The organism is Rhizobium sp. LjRoot258, assembly GCF_964254185.1.
Classification (GTDB): Bacteria; Pseudomonadota; Alphaproteobacteria; order Rhizobiales; family Rhizobiaceae; genus Rhizobium.
Genome location: NZ_CAXUST020000002.1, coordinates 1,177,400 through 1,194,580 on the forward strand (window position 1 = coordinate 1,177,400; position 17,181 = coordinate 1,194,580).

A 17,181-nucleotide genomic window follows, 5' to 3' on the forward strand; every position below is an offset into this window, starting at 1 on the left:
TGTTGAACAGTGCTGATGACTAATATGGCACGAAAGACGTGCAATAACCATGGCTAAGGTAATCACGCTCTCGCTATGAACATCCTCATTTCGGTCGGTACAGTGCTACGTCGACGAATAAAATCGTACTCCAGTTTGGCGCGTTGCGATGGACAGCAGCCTCAAACCCCCTGTCGTCCATAGCAAAAGAGCGTAAGGATTGCCGCCTCGCGCCAGCCTCAGGCGTTCAACCGATACCGCCGAGGCAGACGTATTTGATCTCGATAAATTCTTCGATCCCGTATTTTGAACCCTCGCGGCCAAGGCCGGAGAGCTTGACGCCGCCGAACGGTGCTTCTGGCGTCGAGATCAATCCGGTGTTGACGCCAACCATGCCGTATTCCAGCGCCTCCGCCACCCGGAAAACGCGGGCAAGGTCCTTGGCATAGAAGTACGAGGCCAGGCCGAACTCGGTGTCGTTTGCCTGGGCGATCACGTCGGCCTCGTCCTTGAAGCGAAAGAGCGGCGCCACCGGCCCGAAGGTCTCCTCGCGGGCGACCGCCATCTCCTTGGTGACGTCGGCGAGCACCGTCGCCTCGTAGAAGGTGCCACCGAGCGCATGGCGCTTGCCGCCCCGCATGACGCTCGCGCCCTTGGCGAGCGCATCGGCAACGTGCTCCTCGACCTTTTCCAGTGCTGGCTGATCGATCAGTGGCCCAAGAATGACCCCCTCGTCGAAGCCATTGCCAGTCTTCAACTTGCCGACCGCCACCGCAAGCTTCTGTGCAAAAGCATCATAGACGCCATCCTGCACGTATAGCCGGTTGGCGCACACGCAGGTCTGGCCGTTGTTGCGGAACTTGGCGATCAGCGCGCCCTCGACGGCGGCATCGAGATCAGCGTCGTCGAAAACGATGAAGGGTGCATTGCCGCCGAGTTCCAGCCCGAGCTTCTTGATCGTCGCAGCGCTCTGCTTGTAGAGCTCGGCGCCGATCTCGGTAGAACCTGTGAAGGTCAACTTGCGGACAGTCGGATTGGCGGTCATCTCGGCGCCGATTTCACGTGCCGAACCGGTGATGACAGAAAACAATCCGGCAGGAAGCCCCGCCCGCTCGGCGAGCACTGCAATTGCAATGGCCGAGAACGGCGTCTGGCTGGCCGGCTTTAGCACCATGGCGCAACCGGCAGCAAAGGCGGGCCCCGCCTTGCGGGTGATCATGGCGTTCGGGAAGTTCCAGGGGGTGATTGCGGCCACCACGCCGATTGGCTGCTTCATCACCATGATGCGCTTGTCGGGCTGGTGGCCTGGCACCAGGTCGCCATAGATGCGGCGGGCCTCTTCGGCGAACCATTCGATAAAGCTTGCGCCGTAGACGATCTCGCCGATCGCCTCGGAAAGCGGCTTGCCCTGTTCCAGCGTCAGGATGCGACCGAGATCTTCCTTGTTCTCGATCATCAGTTCGAACCAGCGGCGCAGCACCGCAGACCGTTCCTTGGCGGTGCGTGCCGCCCACCCCTTCTGGGCAACGCGTGCCGCCTCGATCGCGGCATTTGTTTCCGCCGCGCCAAGCTTCGGTACGCGGCCGATGATTTCGCCAGTCGCCGGATTGTTGACTTCGATCGCGTTCGACGGATCGGCCTCGATCCATCTGTCGCCAATAAGGGCTGCCTGACGAAAGAGTGTGGGGTCCTTGAGATTCATAGTGTCCATCCCATCCAGAAACCGTATCGGGTCCATTCCCGCGGCCGCTTCGGTGAAGCCATTGAGGCAATGTCGGCATCCTTTTGCGCTGTGTCAAACGCGTTCACCGAAAAACGGGCGCGGCCAACGCGCCAACATCGATCAGGCTGCCATGTGTCATGGCAACGCGTCTCGCCGCTCCCAGCACGGGCGCATGAGTTTCGGGAACCTTCTCCATCGAGCTCCATCTAAAGCCATGCTAAGGAGATGAAGATGTCGCACATTCGAACCGATAGGGCCGAAGCACTCGATACGCTGGCCGATGTCGAGCTGGCACGCCGCGCGGTCGCCCGCGATCGCCATGCGTTTCGCGCAATCATGAAGGCACACAATCAGAGGCTCTATCGCCTCGCAAGAAGCATCGTTCGCAACGACAGCGAGGCGGAGGACGTTGTTCAGGAAGCCTATGTGCTGGGATTTGCACATCTTAATCGCTTCCGGGGAGACTCGTCGCTTGCGACCTGGCTATCGCGCATTGTGATTAACGAAGCCCTGGCGCGGCTGCGCAAAAAGCGGCGGAGCGCGGGCGTTGCGAACGCCGCCAACCAGAGCGGTGGAGCGACGATCGTCCAATTCCCTGTCGACAACACCGGCGATCCGGAGCGGACCATGGCGCAACGGCAAATCTTGCAACTGGTCGAGCAGGCAACAGACGCTCTTCCCGATATCTACAGAACGGTCTTTGTCGCCAGGGTCATCGAGGGGCTGAGTGTCGAGGAGACGGCGGCGCTGCTTGGCATACGGGCGCAAACCGTCAAGACCCGGCTGCATCGTGCCAGGCGTCTGGTGCGCGAGCGCCTCGACCAGCAGATCGGTCCCGTGCTCCTTTCCGCATTTCCCTTTGCCGGCCGCCGTTGCGAGCGTCTGACGAGCGCGGTGATGAGCCGTCTTGGTTTTCCCGAGTAACCGCGGGAACCTAACGGTCGGACCGGCATCCAATCTTCGTTCCAGACAATAACGCCCGGCCTTGCCGGTTCGGGCGAAGGAGGTTCCTATGCATACTCGACAGATTGCCACCCTGACCGCGCTTTGCCTGCTTGGAATTGTGCCGTCGGCATGGGCTGCAGACAAGCCGACGGACGCGCAGATCGCTCATATCGCCTATACGGCCGGCGTCATCGACGTAGAGGCAGCAGAACTTGCGATCTCGAAATCCAAAAACAAGGCGGTTGTCGCCTTCGCTCAGGACATGGTGCGAGATCATGAGGCCGTGAATACGCAGGCTCTCGCATTGGTCAAGAAGCTCAAGGTTACGCCAGAGGACAATGACACGAGCAAGACGCTGACCAAGGCTGCGACCGACGAGCGAGCCAAACTGGCCGCGCTCAACGGCGCGAGCTTCGACAAGGCCTATGTCGCCAACGAGGTGGCCTACCACAAGCAGGTCAATGGCGCTCTCGAGACGCTGTTGATCCCGTCGGCGAGCAATGCCGAGCTTAAGGAACTGCTCGAAACCGGTCTGAAAGTCTTCCAAGGCCACCAGCAGCACGCCGAGCACGTCGCTGCCGAGCTCAAATAGGAGATATCGACATGCTGAGACGGCATCTGTGGATCGTTGCGGTACCTGCGTTGACCATTGGTGTCGTTCCGGTGCGGGCGGAAACAGTCACGGTAACAATCGAAAAGATGACGTTTTCGCCCGCCGAGATCAGCGCAAGGCCGGGCGATACGATCGAATGGATCAACAAGGACATCCTTGCCCATACGGCGTCCGTGAAGGGGGACTGGGAGGTGGTCATTCCTCCAGGGAAATCGGGACATCTGGTGCTGAAGGCAACCACGCCCGTCGACTATTATTGTCGGTTCCATCCGAACATGAGAGGTCGGATTTCGATACCAGCCCAATAGTGCGGATCGGCATCGCCGCGCTTGGCAGGCCTTTCCACCCTCATTCCGTCCGTTGCCGGATGAAATCTTTGTCAGACATCTTCGCTCGGCGGCCGCGCTGGCCTATACCGCTGCCATGTATTCGCTGGAACGTCCGATATCCCTCGAGCAAGTCGTGAAAAGAAGCCGGTTTCTGGCGATCGCCGCACCTGTCGCCAGTGAGCTCGAAGCCAAGGAGGCGCTTGCCGCGCACTGCCATGGCGACGCCAACCATAATTGTTGGGCCTGGCGTATCGGTCAGACCTACCGGTTCAGCGATGACGGCGAGCCCGGCGGAACCGCAGGAAAACCGATATTGCAGGCGATTGACGGTCAGTCGCTCGATAAGGTCATCGTTATCGTCACACGCTGGTTTGGTGGCGTTCTTCTCGGCACCGGCGGTTTGATCCGCGCCTATGGTGGAACGGCCGCCGCCTGCCTGCGGGCTGGCGAGCTCATCGAGCTTGTTCCAACTTTGGAAGGAACGATCCGCGCCGCCTTTTCCGACCTTGCGATCCTCAAGGCAAGGCTGGCCGCCTTCGAGGGGGTGCACGTCCTGAGCGAGACATTCTCTGGTGCCGGTGCCGAAATCACTGCGAGCTTTCCGCAAGCAAAATCTGAGGAGATTTCCCGGCTGATTGCCGACACCACAAGCGGACGAAGCGCGCTGGAACTGAAGCGATAGCGCTCGCGTGATCGTCCGCCTTTGAGAAATTTGTGCCAGTGGCAGGCCAATTTGCGATGCGATGTTGATGTAATGGTTTAACTCCTCAGTTAACGCCACCCAAGGGGCGGCGCCACATGCTTCAGGATCGCCTCGATCACATGGGCGTTGTATTCGACGCCAAGCTGATTGGGGACGGTGAGCAGCAGGGTATCGGCTTCGGCGATGGCTTCGTCTTCGGCGAGCTGTTTGACCAGCACGTCCGGTTCGGCCGCGTAGGACCGACCAAAGATGGCCTTTGTGTTCTCATCGATATAGCCGATTGAATCCTGCTCCTTGCCGCCCTGACCGAAATAGGTGCGATCGCGATCGTCGACGAGCGCGAAAATGCTGCGGCTGACCGACACGCGCGGCGTGCGGCTATGACCGGCTTGCCTCCAGGCATCTCGGTAAGCGCGGATTTGTGCGGCTTGCTGGACGTGGAAGGGTTCGCCCGTTTCGTCATCCTTCAACGTCGAACTCTGCAGGTTCATGCCGAGCTTGGCTGCCCAGATGGCGGTTGCGTTGGATCCGGCACCCCACCAGATGCGCTCGCGCAATCCTTCCGAATAAGGTTCAAGGCGCAGCAGGCCGGGCGGGTTCGGAAACATCGGACGCGGGTTGGGTTGGGCAAAGCCTTCGCCTTTCAGTGCTTCCAGGAACACTTCGGCATGGCCACGGCCCATATCGGCATCGCTTAGGCCATCCTGTGGCTGGTAGCCGAAATAACGCCAGCCATCGATGACCTGCTCCGGGGAGCCGCGGCTGATGCCGAGCTGCAGGCGGCCACCCGCGATGAGATCGGCGGCGCCAGCGTCTTCAGCCATATAGAGAGGGTTCTCATAGCGCATGTCGATGACCGCGGTGCCGATTTCCATGGTCTTCGTCTTGGCGCCGACTGCCGCCAGCAGTGGAAAGGGGGAGGCAAGCTGGCGAGCAAAATGGTGGACGCGGAAATAAGCGCCGTCCGCACCGAGCTCTTCCGCCGCAACGGCAAGGTCGATGGATTGCATGAGCGCGTCGCCCGCCGAGCGGGTCTGCGATTGGGGAGAGGGCGTCCAGTGGCCGAAGGAGAGAAAGCCGATTTTTTTCATGATTTTTGCCCGTTGGATATCAAGGATCTGCCGTGGGATTGTGATGGGCATAACATGGGAAGCGGCATCTGCGATGAAAAGACGATTGAACGCTCTGTTCACACTTTGCTGCCGGCATATCGGATGAACACCTGCCAATCATCGGGGTCGCAGGAAATCGAGACGTCAGGCGGCAGAAGGCCGACGACGTCGTCCTATGGTCGAGAACCGCCCAAACGGTGAGGAACGCGGCCGGAAAAGCCTTCTGCGCTCTTATTGCGGTGGAGCGACCGGTCTTGCGAATGGCAGAAAGAGCAGTGCGCAGCCTGTCAGTATGGCGACGATGAGCCACGCCTCGTTGATCGCTTGGACGCTTGCCGCCGTTTGTACCAGCGGGTCCAGCGCTGCAATTGTGTCGGGGCTGAAGCTACCTGCATTGCCCGTCATCGTGCCGGCTGGAGCCCCCACAAACGCAGCGGCAGCTGTGTCGCCGGCACGCAACCGATCCCACAGTGTCTGCGCGAGGGGCTCCGACCTCGTATAGATGATCGTATCGATCAATGCGATACCGATTGCTCCGCCAAGGTTGCGCATCAGGTTGAAGAGCCCGCTTGCATCAGGGACCTGCGCCGCTGCCAGGGTTCCGAGCGCCAAGCGCGTGGGCGGGAGAAGGCAAAACATGATCGCTGCACCGCGCACGACCTGGGGCCAGAACATGGCGTCGAAGTCAGATCGGGGATCCTGGAATGCGCTCATCGCCAGGCCGATCGCAAACAGGGCAAATCCCAATGCCGAGAGCAGGCGCGGATCCGTTCGCTTCTCCAGCGCAACCGCGATCGGTGCAGTGATCAACTGCGTGAGACCTGTGACCAGCATTGTGGTCCCGATTTCCAGCGCATTGTGTCCTCTGATGAAGGCAAGGAAAACCGGCATGAGATAGACGGAGCCGAAGAGGCCGATCCCGAGCACGAAACTGAGGCCTGAACCGACGAAGAAATTTCGATCGCGGAAATGACGCAGTTCGACAATCGGGCGCATTCTGCGCAGCGACCGGGATGCGAATGCGGCTCCCGATACGAGGCTGACTGCCAGCAGGCTGAGAACATATGGCGAGATCCAGCCGCTCGTGGGCGCCTCCTTCAGTCCCAACTCGAGGCACGTCAGCGCCAGCGCCATCATGACGAGCGAAACACCATCGAGATGCCGGAGTTCGGAAGTATCGCCTTTCTGCCGCGGCAGAAACCGCCATGCCACGAGCGCCGAGACGATGCCAGGAGCAATATTGATGAGGAACAGCCAGTGCCAGGAATAGGTCGCCGTCAACCAGCCGCCGATGATCGGCCCAACCGTCGGTGCCAAGACAGCCAGCACGCCCGCAATTGTCGTTGCGATCGCCTGCCGCTCATTTGGAAAGAGGATGAAGACTGCTGAAAACACTGCGGGGATCAGCGTTCCGCCGGAGAAGCCCTGGACGACGCGCCAAGCAATCAGTTCGCTGAAGTCACTGCTCGCCGCACAACCAGCCGAAGCAACGACAAACAAGCCTATTGAAGCGACGAAGAGCCACCGCATCGTCAAGACGCGGGTCAGCAAGCCGGTCAATGGTATGGCGACCACCTCCGCGATGAGGTAGACGGTCTGGATCCAGCTCATCTGGTCGGGGTCGATGTTGATCGCTTGCTGGATGGTCGGAAGAGATGTCGCGACGACCTGCACGTCCAGGATTGCCATGAACATGCCGACGCACATCGCAATGAAGCCCACCCAAATCACCGCCGAGCGGACATGAGAGGAGGGGGGCTCAAGGTGTTGCGACATGCGGTTACCTTGCGATCAGTGTAATTCAAGGCGGCCCGCGCCACAGGCCTTCATTCAGGGCGATGGAAAAAGGCTTCCAGACGGTAGCCATCCGGATCGATGACGAAAGCTGCGTAATAGAAGGATCCGTACTCGGGACGTATTCCCGGTTCGCCATTATCCGTCCCGCCATTGGTCGTAGCGTTTGCGTGAAAGGCCCTGACGCCCTCCTCGCTGCCGGCAACAAAACAGAAGTGCAGTCCCGACTCCATGTCGGGAACGACAGGACGCTCGGCAAGCTTTACCCAAAGCTGTGGTTGTTCCGCGCCATAGCCCAGCCACTTGTCACTCGTGGAAAGTCTCGTATAGCCCAGGGGCTCAAGTGCTGCGTCGTAGAACTTGCGCGCACGCTTAAGATCGGACACGCCGATAGAAACATGATGAAACATCGTTCCTCCTTCTAAAGGCGGTAGCTGGGAGCCGCGGCCAATGGGCTGCTCGGGACTGTACAGCGTCGTATCCGTAAAGCAAATGACACGTCTCGATTGTCGATCTTGGCACCGACTTTCCCTCATCTGCGTGCGACGCTAGCCAAAGTCTACGATGAGGGGACGAACGAAGAGACCACGATCGCTTACGACTATATCCAGTTCTTGTCGCCGTCGCCTTGACTGGCATCCGACGAGTTCAGCAGGCCGTCGGTTTTGCGCGGCTCAACGACCGAGGCCCACCGCTTCGCGTCATCTGCGAAGCGGTGGGCCCCGGGCCGGTTGAAGGGATGCTGGCAATTCCGCGTTCGCCCCCAGCTGCGACGCGCGGACGGTACTCGGTACTAGTTTGCCTTAACCCTTCGAGCGAGAGCCATTACATAGTCGTCGGCGATGTCGGCCAAAGTCAGAGCGACCTCCGATTCCTTCCAACCCGCAGCAACGGCTCGCTGGACGAAAGCTCTGAAGGCCTGTGCAAGGACTTCTTCGCGCTCGACAACGCGGTATGGATCATTCGCAGGATATCGAGGATTGCTGATCTGGATCGTAGGATTGGTCGGTTCCATGATATGCCCCTGAAAGTTGCTTCATTTATAAAGGGAGCGCATTCACGATGCGTTCCGTCTTGCTGACTGCGCTGCGATTATGCTTCTTTATTAAGGGCTTACGGGGCGCCTGTCGTTAGCTACGCATCCAGAAACTTGCAGCAGCGTCCATTTCTGCGGCTTTTGGTAGTGCCCCAGCGTCGGCGGTGTTTCGACCCACCTTCCAGATCAAGGGTTAACGATCCGATCGTTGATGTTCGCCCAAAGGAGGGGCTTCGACATATGCCGATCACAGGATCTACCCACAATGCCAAGGCTGAAGAAGCCGTTCAGCGGTTTGAGATCTTCACAGGCTCGGGCATAGACGCGATTGGAGCGACGAGGAGAAGGCTCGGATTGTTGCGGAACGTTATAGTGGCGAGATGTCGGTCTGCGCGGTTGCGCGGCGGCATCGCCTGTCGCCCGGTCGAGGTGAACTCAACTTAGCGCTAGCGCATCCCGGCCATGCGCATGCCCTCGATCAGCACCTCGATTCTGTGCGGGTCGATGGAGTGCTGGCCGCGACGGATGCGTGCAAGGTTGACGCCAGGCGATATGGTCTCGAGCGCGGCAAGGTACTTGCGCGCTTCATCCATGCGTCCGAGGTAAGCGTTGGCGGCGATTACCATCCAATGGTTGGCGTCGTACCCTGAATTGACCGCTTGCGAGCGCATCGCCCAGTCCAGCGCCTCCTCGTAGCGCCCCTCGGCCATGCAGATATGCGCCATGCCGGTCAACTGCCAATGCGTCCCGAGTTCATTGGGATTGACCCGCAGCGCCCGTTGCAGATAGTCGGCGGCCTGGCCGAGATCCCCGCCCAACAGCTCTCCGATGCCCGCATGTTGCAGGACCGTCGCGTTGTTGGGATTCTCGGCGATCGCCCGCCGCAGCAAGGCAATGCCGGTTTGATAGTCCGCGCCCATGTGGATCAGCGCGAAGGCGCAGTAGCTCAGCACCATTGCGTCGTCGCCGGCAATCGCCAGTGCCGCCCGCGCCGCCGCCAGTGCTCGCTCCGCATCGGCGCTCGACGCTCCGGGGAACTGCATGGCCACCCGCAGCAGATAGGCGTGACCGGTCATGGCCAAGGCGGGTGCGAATCCAGGATCAAGGGCAACCGAGCGTTCCAGCAGCGCGATCGCACGCGCATTGGCCTCGGGCCGCGAGGCAAACACATCCGGTAGGGCCTGTAGATAGAGATCGTATGCATCTAGGCTCTCGGGCCGCTCACGGCGCGAGCGATCTATTTCGGCCCGCTGGATTTTCGGCTCGACCACGGCGACCACGCTTTCCGTGATCCGGTCCTGTACGTCGAACACGTCCTCGAAGGCGCCGTCGAACTTGTCGGCCCAGATGTGCGCCCCCGAAAGCGCGTCAACCAATTGTGCGGTGATGCGCAGCCGGTTGCCGGCCCGCCGGCCGCTTCCTTCGAGCACGTAGCGCACGCCCAGCTCCTTGGCGATCTGCCGCACGTCGACGGCATGGCCCTTGTACACGAAGCTCGAATTGCGGGCGATCACCGCGAACGACTTGAAACGGCTGAGTGCCGTGATGATGTCCTCGACGATGCCGTCGACGAAGTATTCCTGTTCGGGCTCACCGCTCATGTTTTCGAACGGCAGGACGGCGAGTGACGGAAACATTGCATGCGCGACGGGCGGGATGGCTGGCGCGGGCGCCGCGTTCAGAGCATAGGCGCGCACCGGCCGGGCGATGTTCTTGAGCGTCTTCTCACCCAAGTCGCGAAACCGCTCGGTCACCCGGTCCCGCACGTCGTCGAACACCTTGCCTGAAATGCAAACGCCGCCTGGCTCGGCCAGTGCTTCCAGCCGCGCGGCGATGTTGACGCCGTCGCCATAGATGTCGCTGCCTTCACCGATGACGTCGCCCAGATTGATGCCGATACGCAGCACGATGCGGCGGTTCTCGGGCAGCGGCTCGTTGGCCTCCGCCATCTTGTTCTGCAGTTCGATCGCCGCGGTGACGGCGTTCACCGCACTGGCGAACTCCACGAGCACCCCGTCGCCCATCACCTTGACGATGCGCCCACCATGATCGCGCACCGTGGGGTTGAGAATCTCCGTCCGCCGCTGCTTCAGCGCCGCCAGCGTTCCAAACTCGTCGGCACCCATCAGCCGCGAGTAACCGACCACATCGGCGACAGCGATGGCGGCAAGTCGGCGTTGGACGGGCAATTCAGCCATCTACGGTTACATCGCTTCGATAATGGTTTCCCCCAATGGTATTCTTGCCACCCCGAGAAGTCCATGAAAGCGCCGCTCTGAAAACGTGAATCGTTGAAGGATCGTTTTTGCGCGGTCTCGTGATTCCCTTCCATCGGGAGGTGTCTCATGAGCAAGCCGCATTCTCTGGATAAGCGATATGCATCCCCGCGAACTCCACAGCATCCTCAGGCGCAGGAAGAACCAACTTGCCGCACCGCGCCATCGTTCGCCACGAAGACAGGTGGTTCGGCTTCAGTCCATAACGCTCCGCACCTCGTTCACCGTCACGCTCGGCGGCAAACTCTCCGACACAATCCGCGCCCCTGTTGTTCGTGAGAACCTCCAAAGTAGCCTCCATGGAGAAACTCCTTTCGTTCATCCATGGATAGCCGATCACAGATCAGCGGCGATACCGCAGCGCGGGTGATTGATCTTGGCACACGGGTCCTGGGAGTGACGCAAGCGATCAGAGTGTCCGACGGGGATGGGATGATCGCCCTTCGGCGTCCCGCCGAGGAACGCCTTGACGCGACGGGATTGGCAGCGCTCAGGCGCGGCGGGTGTGCCCGAGCGTTCTTAGCCATTTGTCGAAGGATTGAGCGCTCTCGGCCTCGGATGCCGGCTCGACCGGGTGCCCGAGATAAGACGGCATGGCCACGTTCCTCGCCTCGCGTGGGCTGTAGCCGAATTCCTTGCTGAAGGCGCGGCTGAAATGTGCGGCAGAGGAAAAGCCGGCTGCAAAGGCGATATCAACGATTTGTTGCCGGTTGGCCGTATCACTCAACGCGGCGTGTGCAGCCAGAAGCCGGCGGCGCTGAATGTAGTGATGCACGCCGCCGTCCGGCTCGAAAGCCTGATAGAGCCGCGTGCGGGAGACGCCCAATTCCCGGCACAAACGGTCGGTTGTCAGGTCGGGCGACATCAAATTGTGCTGGACGAAGCGGTAGACGCGTTCCTTAAGGGCCAAGCTGTTGTGTGGCTCGGCGGACGCTGGCGATGATGAAACACTGGTCAGGATCATGTCGCGGATGGTCTGGACCACATGCGGAAGATCCGCCTCCGCCAGCTGCGCCAGTTTTGCCTCTACGCCGTCCAGATAGTCGATCAGCAGTTTGGCACGCGTTCCGGAAAGGGCGATGTTGTTTCTGATCTCGGTTGAGGCGGGATGAAGCAGTTCGCGGGGAAGATAAAGGGATAGCGTCTGGGCGTCCGTCGATCGACCGCGAAAGGGATGTCCCAAAGTGCGCAATTCGACCTTCCCAGGCTCGCCTTCGGAGACGTGCCCGCCGACTTCCGTCCATGTTCGACCGTTGCGCAGGACCGAGATATGCCAGTGATCGATGGGGCTTGATCTGACCTTCGCTTCCGAACGCATATAGCTATGGGCGGGGGTGCTTTGTTGAATAATGAGCATGCCGCCGAGATTCCAGGCTGCGTGATCGGCTCCAAAACCCGCATCTAGGGGAGAATTATCCGGGCGCCGGACGTCGACAAGCGGCGCGACGTAAGACTGCCAGGCGGCAAATTGCTGTGTCGGATCGAGGTCGCGCGTGGAAAACCGCAACGGCTGCAATGCTGGCGGAGGTGCCGGTTGCTCGTCCGTCGGTTTCATCTCGCGAGGAAAGCGGCGGCGTTCGGTCTGCGCAGCTTTGCCATCGTCGCGTGCGCCGTCATCGGGTTGGGCTGGGGAGGGGCGAGATCGTTCGTCGTCTTGCAATTGGGTCTCCATCATCCATCAGGCAAGCGTGCTTCGTTCCACATCAGTTCCTACGCCGTCAGGTCATTCTTAGATCCACGCCCGGGTGCAGCTTTTTCAGGTTGGGCAGCGACTTCATCTGCCAGGAAATCTGTGATGACCCCAGCACAGTCAAATGAATGTCCGGGCGCTTGCGCGCCTCGATCGTCAGCTTGGCGAGCAGGTTTATGCCGGAGGAGTTGAGAAACTCCAGGCCTGTCAAGTCCAACGTGGTCTTGCCGCCCCCACCTTCGAGCGCCTTCATGGCGAGTGCATGGATAGGCGCGTAGGCATCGGGTCCTGCCAGCCGCATTGTCCCATCGAAATAGACGGTGCTGCCTTCGGACCAGACGCGGTAGGCTTCTTCTCTAATTTCCATGGCGCACCTCTTGCCGTTTTATGCCGGAATTGCCATCGCGGCATAGGTTTCAAGTCTTGTTCGTTCGTGAACGCCGTCCTCCTCGAAGAGCCAGGCAAACTGCACCTCGTAGTCGCTCATCAGAGTCAACAAACCCAGTCCGGAAGTGCCGCCGGTCGTGGCCGTGGCACTTGCCTCGATCTGTCGGATAAGCAGGTCGCCGGGATCGCCGCTCGTCACATTCACCAGCAGCCGCTGGAATCTGGCAGCCGTTTCGCTGTCAATAAAATTGGAAACCCGGAGCCGAATACAATCCGTCTGCGCGAGCGCCTCCACCACGACTTCTCCACGCGCACGAAACTTTATGGCGTTCTCGATCAGTTCGTTTGCGAGATAGCCGATATCCTGCTTGAGTTGATTATAGAGCCGCCTCGATGGACGAAATCTCGGCGCCATCATCTCGGCGATGAAATCAGACGTCATTCCGGAGTGCTTCCAGGCAAGATCAAGCGGACCATCAAGCAATAGAAGTCGGACTGCGTGAGCGGTGTCAGAGAAGGCGAGGTGTTCTTGCCCAAAGAGCACGACCGTCATGTCATCACCTATGCCGCATCACAACTAATGTGATGTCATCATGTATTTTCTGCGTTCCGATATAGGCCATCAGGCCCTCGATAATGCCGTCCTTTACCGCTTCGGCCGTTTGGCCGTGCAGGCGCCGTGCGCTCTGGCAAAGCCGATCGATACCGAACAGTTCGCCGCGCGGGTTTTCTGCTTCCGTGACGCCGTCCGTATGGAGCACGATCAGGTCGCCCTTCTGGAATGATATTTCGCGAGTATCAACAAAGCGCGAAATGTCGGATTCAAGCCCGACCGGCAGTCCAAGGTCACCGGTATCGATCCGCTCGACCTCCCCTGTCTGGCGAATGACGATGAGGTCTTCATGCTGCCCTGAAATGGTGAGGCGTTCCCCGTCGTAGTCAAGAAAAGACAAGGTAAGATGCTTGTCGGTCCTCGTGCGCTCGATGTTCTTGAAGATCGCCCGGTTCAGGTGCGCTAGGAACTTCGACGGGTCCGTCTCTCCCGCCTCCAGCAGGGCGCGGGCGACCGATTGCACCATCAGCATCAGCACGCCGCTCTCCAGGCCATGGCCGGTAACATCACCGATGCCAATCTTCAGGCTTCTACCATTTTGCAGGACGTCATAGTAGTCGCCGCCAACCTCGTCGGCGGGACGCATATAGGCGGCAATCTCCAGATGCTCGACCGCGCGGAGCTCGGTTGCGCGTGGCAACACCATCATCTGGATGTGTCGGGCCACATCGAGTTCGGCGCCAAGACGCAGATTCTCGCTCTTCAGCTGCGTGTTCAAGGCCGAGATTTCTTCCTTCGCCTCCTCGATCTCCTCCGTCCGCTCCGCGACCAGTTTTTCAAGGTTTTCGGTGTGGAAGCTGATCTGCTCGGCCATGCGATTGAAGGCGAGTCCGGCCTGCGCGACTTCGTCCTTGCTGCGGATGTCGACCCGAACGGAATAGTCCTTCGCCTCGATGCGCTTGGCCGCTCCTGCCAGAGCTCTGATCCCGCTGGTAATGCGTTTCGACGCCGCAAATACCGCGGCCGTGACGATGAGCAGCGAAACGAGCACCGCGAGAATCTGATAGATGAGGATACGGTTGGTCGCCTGCGCTATCTGCTGCCTGGCAGCGATCAGAGAGGCGTAAATCTCTCGCTCGGGGACGACAATGCCGAGCGACATGACTTCGCGCTGAACCGGACCGTTGACCCACAGATTGGAAGGGCGGAGCTGTTTGGTGACGACCAGATAGGGCACGTCCTCGCCATTCTCGCTGAGCGCGATGTGCTGGACGACGCCGTCCGTATCGAGCGGAAGGGATGCAACGGCGTTCTGCGCGCTGTTGCGCAGCGAGCGATCAAGTCCCGTTACCCCCTTGCTGGTTGCATCGCTCGCCGCGCGCAGGCCGATGACCTTCTCTCCGGCCGCGTTGATCGCAACGACATTGCCGTTCGACATCGCCAGAAAGCCGAAACCGCTTTCTGCGACTTTCACGTGTTCGACAATTTCAGCAAGCTGATCAAGGGTAATATCGGTGCCGGCGATTCCCGCCACGCCGCGTCGATCGGCCGTCCAAAGAGGGTGGAAGAAGCTGACGATCAGCTTTCCCGTAATGGCGTCGGTATAAGGAGCGGTCTGCGTGATGTTTTCGGGAACGGGGCGTGAAGCGGGATCTTGCGCCCATTGCTGCCATGACTCATAAATGCCCGGAAAGAAGAAATCCCAGAAGTTCGCGTCATTATGGCCGGGATAGAGCCGGTCGAATGTCTGCGCCTGATCGGTATAAGGGGTTGTTCTGAAGATCGGCCGCTCCTTCGGGCCGATGTAGTACATCTGGAGTTTGGAGGCGCCTGTGCCCAGAAGGTTCGGCGCAACGAGATCAAGGACGGCGCTGGTTTCGATATCGGCCTGCACTTGCGGCAGCGGATGATGATCCTTGTCGAGCAGGTAGCCCCAGACGCTGACGACGGACGGCGAACCTGGAAGGTTCTGCGCCCAATTGCCGCTCATGTTGAAACTCACCGTCACTGCGCCGGGGTCAGCCCTTGCCATGGCCGCGCCGACCGCGTCGTTCCTGATTGGTCGATCGATCTGGGCCTGGAGCACGCCGGCTAAGGCTTTGACGTCGGAATGCACCTGGTCCAAAAGCAGGCCCACCTGCGCGGCCGTGGAATCGGTGGAGGAGCGGATATAGTCCTGGCTCGCCTTTTCAAGACCTTGGCCAACTTGCGTGGTTGCGTCGCGTGATAGCCGCTGCACGTTCCAAAGCGCGAGGCCGCCGCTGACCAGAAGATCGAAAAGCACGGCGCCGCCGACGACAATCATGAATTTCGTCCGAAACGAGCGCAATCCGAGGCTTGGCTTTGGTGGAGAAACGGTCATAGCGGTTTCTGCCCCGACGCCGCCCAGATCGGCCAGCCGGCATAGCCTCGCGGATGAAGCGCAGCGAAGATATGATCCCTGAACCCCTGCCTGAACCGTTCGATGAACTCCGGAGAATCTCCTCGTTTGACGGACATCTCCCCCGCGTAGACATCCTCCCATGCTTGAATGACATCGGCGAACTCCTGCGGATCGCCATCGAGGTTGGTGACCATGAAACTTTCGATCCTTACATCCTCGAAGCCGGTATCCAGCAGCAGGCGGGAACCCTTTGGTCCCATTTCGACGTCCATATCGAAATAACGAAAGAGCTTGGCTACCTCGTTGTAGGTCCATTGGATGCTATCGGCGCGCGGTTCGCCCAGGCAATGGGAGTTCTTTTCGTTGGTGATGTAGACCCTGCCGCCCGGCTTGCAGATCCGGTAGAGTTCCCTGAGGAGAAGTTCCGGCCGGTCGAAGATCTGCAAGGAGTGCCGGCACGTCACGAAGTCGAACTGATCGCCTTCGAACAGCGTCTGGGATGCGTCACCATACGTGTATTCGATATCCCGAACACAAAATTCCTCAGCAACGGAGCGCGCATAGTCGAGGCTTGCCGCGGAGTGGTCGAGGGCAACGATTCTGGCTGGATTGAATTCCTTCCTGACAAGCATCACGAAATCACCGATGCCGCAGCAAATGTCGGCGATCGCCATGCCGTTGCGAAGTCCGTGCCGCGGCAGGATTTCCCGTTCGTGACGCCAGGTCATTTTCGTTTGCGTCCGGAGGATAGGGATGAAGCTCTGGTTCTCGACAAATGTCTGGCCTGGATAGAAGGCAGAATCGTAGATCTCCATGGAGATATTGGGCGAGAGTTCGCTCAGGTGCCGAAACATTTGCGTCGCCCATGTGACAACACTCGATGCGACAACAACGATCTTGAGCTCCGGCCTCGAGCGGGAGGCGTCGACGAGGACGCGCGCCAGGGCACGGAACGCCGTGCTGTTCATGTGTGTGACGCGTTTCAGGTTGACGTAGAAAACCCCTTGGACCGTTTCTATCTTGTTTCGCAGCAGCAAGAGCTCATCGGCAATGTCGGCGATCGAACGCGGTCGGAAAACACCAGTGGCAACAAACTCCTGATTGCTGGCGTCGAATTGCGTCGTGAAGACGGGTGAAGAACTGTTCGCGGTCAATTGAGGAGCCTCTCGAGCGGGAGGTCGACAACGAAGGTGAGGGCGTCGGCAGCCGAAGCGCGTAGTTCTATGTCCGCGTCATAGTTGACCGCCAATCCCAACAGCACCGCTTGTTCGATGGGAGCAGTTTCGTCGGCGATGACCTCTACGTAGTTTGCCAGCTTTTCACTGTCTTTCAGACCGTGGACGAGCTCAGAGTAAAAGCGTCGCTGTTGTGACGGGCAGGGAAAGCTCAACTCGATTCGCTCTGTCTGCTCGTGACGATAGAGATCGCATACCAGCTCGCCCTCTTGCGCGTCGGAGCGAAACGACATCTCAAGCAGTTCGTTGAGAGCCGAAGAGAGCAGGTTGGAGTGGCGCAGCGGATCACGGCGATCATGGCTGACCATGCGGGCGATATAGTTCGACAACTGGTCGCAATGCAGCCAGTCGGCCGTGAAGGTTGCCATTTCGATTTCCAGTTTGAGCAGCTGCTCGAAAGCTGTGTTTGTCATCGCTTCCTGC

Annotated in this window: 16 protein-coding genes; 4 read left to right on the plus strand and 12 right to left on the minus strand. The window is 59.7% G+C overall.

Features of this window, described 5'->3' with window-relative positions; genetic code table 11:
• Positions 1-226 precede the first annotated feature (226 nt).
• On the minus strand, positions 227-1,681 hold the full coding sequence (gabD, locus tag ACSQ9D_RS26330; RefSeq protein ID WP_436284786.1) for an NADP-dependent succinate-semialdehyde dehydrogenase: 1,455 nt from the start codon (positions 1,679-1,681) through the stop codon (positions 227-229).
• Between the two features lie 252 nt (positions 1,682-1,933).
• Between gabD and ACSQ9D_RS26335 the strand changes: the two genes are divergently transcribed.
• The 4 genes from ACSQ9D_RS26335 (at position 1,934) to ACSQ9D_RS26350 (ending at position 4,271) form a co-directional block, all read left to right on the plus strand.
• Complete coding sequence (locus ACSQ9D_RS26335; protein ID WP_436284787.1) at positions 1,934-2,626, plus strand: RNA polymerase sigma factor; 693 nt, start codon at positions 1,934-1,936, stop codon at positions 2,624-2,626.
• Positions 2,627-2,714: 88 nt separating this feature from the next.
• Positions 2,715-3,239, plus strand: a complete 525-nt coding sequence (locus tag ACSQ9D_RS26340) for a DUF4142 domain-containing protein (protein ID WP_436284788.1) — start codon at positions 2,715-2,717, stop codon at positions 3,237-3,239.
• A gap of 11 nt (positions 3,240-3,250) precedes the next feature.
• Complete coding sequence (locus tag ACSQ9D_RS26345) at positions 3,251-3,568, plus strand: cupredoxin domain-containing protein (protein WP_436284789.1); 318 nt, start codon at positions 3,251-3,253, stop codon at positions 3,566-3,568.
• A 115-nt stretch (positions 3,569-3,683) separates the two neighbouring features.
• Complete coding sequence (locus ACSQ9D_RS26350) at positions 3,684-4,271, plus strand: IMPACT family protein (protein ID WP_436285180.1); 588 nt, start codon at positions 3,684-3,686, stop codon at positions 4,269-4,271.
• Positions 4,272-4,360: 89 nt separating this feature from the next.
• Here ACSQ9D_RS26350 and ACSQ9D_RS26355 read toward each other — a convergent pair whose 3' ends face one another.
• From ACSQ9D_RS26355 to ACSQ9D_RS26405, 11 genes are all read right to left on the minus strand, one after another.
• Positions 4,361-5,383 (minus strand): LLM class flavin-dependent oxidoreductase, encoded by a 1,023-nt coding sequence (locus ACSQ9D_RS26355; protein ID WP_436284790.1) that lies wholly within the window; start codon positions 5,381-5,383, stop codon positions 4,361-4,363.
• Between the two features lie 252 nt (positions 5,384-5,635).
• On the minus strand, positions 5,636-7,180 hold the full coding sequence (locus ACSQ9D_RS26360; RefSeq protein ID WP_436284791.1) for a DHA2 family efflux MFS transporter permease subunit: 1,545 nt from the start codon (positions 7,178-7,180) through the stop codon (positions 5,636-5,638).
• 50 nt (positions 7,181-7,230) lie between these two features.
• Positions 7,231-7,608 carry a VOC family protein gene (locus ACSQ9D_RS26365; protein WP_037119007.1) on the minus strand — a complete coding sequence of 126 codons (378 nt, stop codon included), beginning with the start codon at positions 7,606-7,608 and terminating at the stop codon, positions 7,231-7,233.
• 383 nt (positions 7,609-7,991) lie between these two features.
• Positions 7,992-8,213 (minus strand): hypothetical protein, encoded by a 222-nt coding sequence (locus ACSQ9D_RS26370; protein WP_024316773.1) that lies wholly within the window; start codon positions 8,211-8,213, stop codon positions 7,992-7,994.
• 467 nt (positions 8,214-8,680) lie between these two features.
• The gene (locus ACSQ9D_RS26375; protein WP_436284792.1) at positions 8,681-10,432 is read right to left on the minus strand and encodes an adenylate/guanylate cyclase domain-containing protein; all 1,752 of its coding nucleotides are present in this window, start codon (positions 10,430-10,432) and stop codon (positions 8,681-8,683) included.
• Between the two features lie 568 nt (positions 10,433-11,000).
• Positions 11,001-12,182, minus strand: coding sequence for a helix-turn-helix domain-containing protein (locus tag ACSQ9D_RS26380; protein ID WP_436284793.1), 1,182 nt, complete (start codon positions 12,180-12,182; stop codon positions 11,001-11,003).
• A 46-nt stretch (positions 12,183-12,228) separates the two neighbouring features.
• Positions 12,229-12,567, minus strand: a complete 339-nt coding sequence (locus ACSQ9D_RS26385; protein WP_072375865.1) for a slr1659 superfamily regulator — start codon at positions 12,565-12,567, stop codon at positions 12,229-12,231.
• Between the two features lie 18 nt (positions 12,568-12,585).
• Positions 12,586-13,140, minus strand: a complete 555-nt coding sequence (locus ACSQ9D_RS26390) for a slr1658 superfamily regulator (protein ID WP_436284794.1) — start codon at positions 13,138-13,140, stop codon at positions 12,586-12,588.
• Positions 13,141-13,144: 4 nt separating this feature from the next.
• On the minus strand, positions 13,145-15,502 hold the full coding sequence (locus ACSQ9D_RS26395) for a SpoIIE family protein phosphatase (RefSeq protein ID WP_436284795.1): 2,358 nt from the start codon (positions 15,500-15,502) through the stop codon (positions 13,145-13,147).
• On the minus strand, positions 15,499-16,677 hold the full coding sequence (locus ACSQ9D_RS26400) for a methyltransferase domain-containing protein (protein WP_436284796.1): 1,179 nt from the start codon (positions 16,675-16,677) through the stop codon (positions 15,499-15,501). Before ACSQ9D_RS26400 ends, ACSQ9D_RS26395 begins: the two co-directional genes overlap by 4 nt.
• The gene (locus ACSQ9D_RS26405; RefSeq protein WP_436284797.1) at positions 16,674-17,171 is read right to left on the minus strand and encodes a ubiquinone biosynthesis methyltransferase UbiE; all 498 of its coding nucleotides are present in this window, start codon (positions 17,169-17,171) and stop codon (positions 16,674-16,676) included. Before ACSQ9D_RS26405 ends, ACSQ9D_RS26400 begins: the two co-directional genes overlap by 4 nt.
• Between the last annotated feature and the right edge of the window lie 10 nt (positions 17,172-17,181).

Coding starts and splice junctions, on each gene's coding strand:
- gabD (WP_436284786.1), bottom strand. CDS start 1,681: ATGAATCTCAAGGACCCCACACTCTTTCGTCAGGCAGCCCTTATTGGC.
- ACSQ9D_RS26335 (WP_436284787.1), top strand. CDS start 1,934: ATGTCGCACATTCGAACCGATAGGGCCGAAGCACTCGATACGCTGGCC.
- ACSQ9D_RS26340 (WP_436284788.1), top strand. CDS start 2,715: ATGCATACTCGACAGATTGCCACCCTGACCGCGCTTTGCCTGCTTGGA.
- ACSQ9D_RS26345 (WP_436284789.1), top strand. CDS start 3,251: ATGCTGAGACGGCATCTGTGGATCGTTGCGGTACCTGCGTTGACCATT.
- ACSQ9D_RS26350 (WP_436285180.1), top strand. CDS start 3,684: ATGTATTCGCTGGAACGTCCGATATCCCTCGAGCAAGTCGTGAAAAGA.
- ACSQ9D_RS26355 (WP_436284790.1), bottom strand. CDS start 5,383: ATGAAAAAAATCGGCTTTCTCTCCTTCGGCCACTGGACGCCCTCTCCC.
- ACSQ9D_RS26360 (WP_436284791.1), bottom strand. CDS start 7,180: ATGTCGCAACACCTTGAGCCCCCCTCCTCTCATGTCCGCTCGGCGGTG.
- ACSQ9D_RS26365 (WP_037119007.1), bottom strand. CDS start 7,608: ATGTTTCATCATGTTTCTATCGGCGTGTCCGATCTTAAGCGTGCGCGC.
- ACSQ9D_RS26370 (WP_024316773.1), bottom strand. CDS start 8,213: ATGGAACCGACCAATCCTACGATCCAGATCAGCAATCCTCGATATCCT.
- ACSQ9D_RS26375 (WP_436284792.1), bottom strand. CDS start 10,432: ATGGCTGAATTGCCCGTCCAACGCCGACTTGCCGCCATCGCTGTCGCC.
- ACSQ9D_RS26380 (WP_436284793.1), bottom strand. CDS start 12,182: ATGGAGACCCAATTGCAAGACGACGAACGATCTCGCCCCTCCCCAGCC.
- ACSQ9D_RS26385 (WP_072375865.1), bottom strand. CDS start 12,567: ATGGAAATTAGAGAAGAAGCCTACCGCGTCTGGTCCGAAGGCAGCACC.
- ACSQ9D_RS26390 (WP_436284794.1), bottom strand. CDS start 13,140: ATGACGGTCGTGCTCTTTGGGCAAGAACACCTCGCCTTCTCTGACACC.
- ACSQ9D_RS26395 (WP_436284795.1), bottom strand. CDS start 15,502: ATGACCGTTTCTCCACCAAAGCCAAGCCTCGGATTGCGCTCGTTTCGG.
- ACSQ9D_RS26405 (WP_436284797.1), bottom strand. CDS start 17,171: ATGACAAACACAGCTTTCGAGCAGCTGCTCAAACTGGAAATCGAAATG.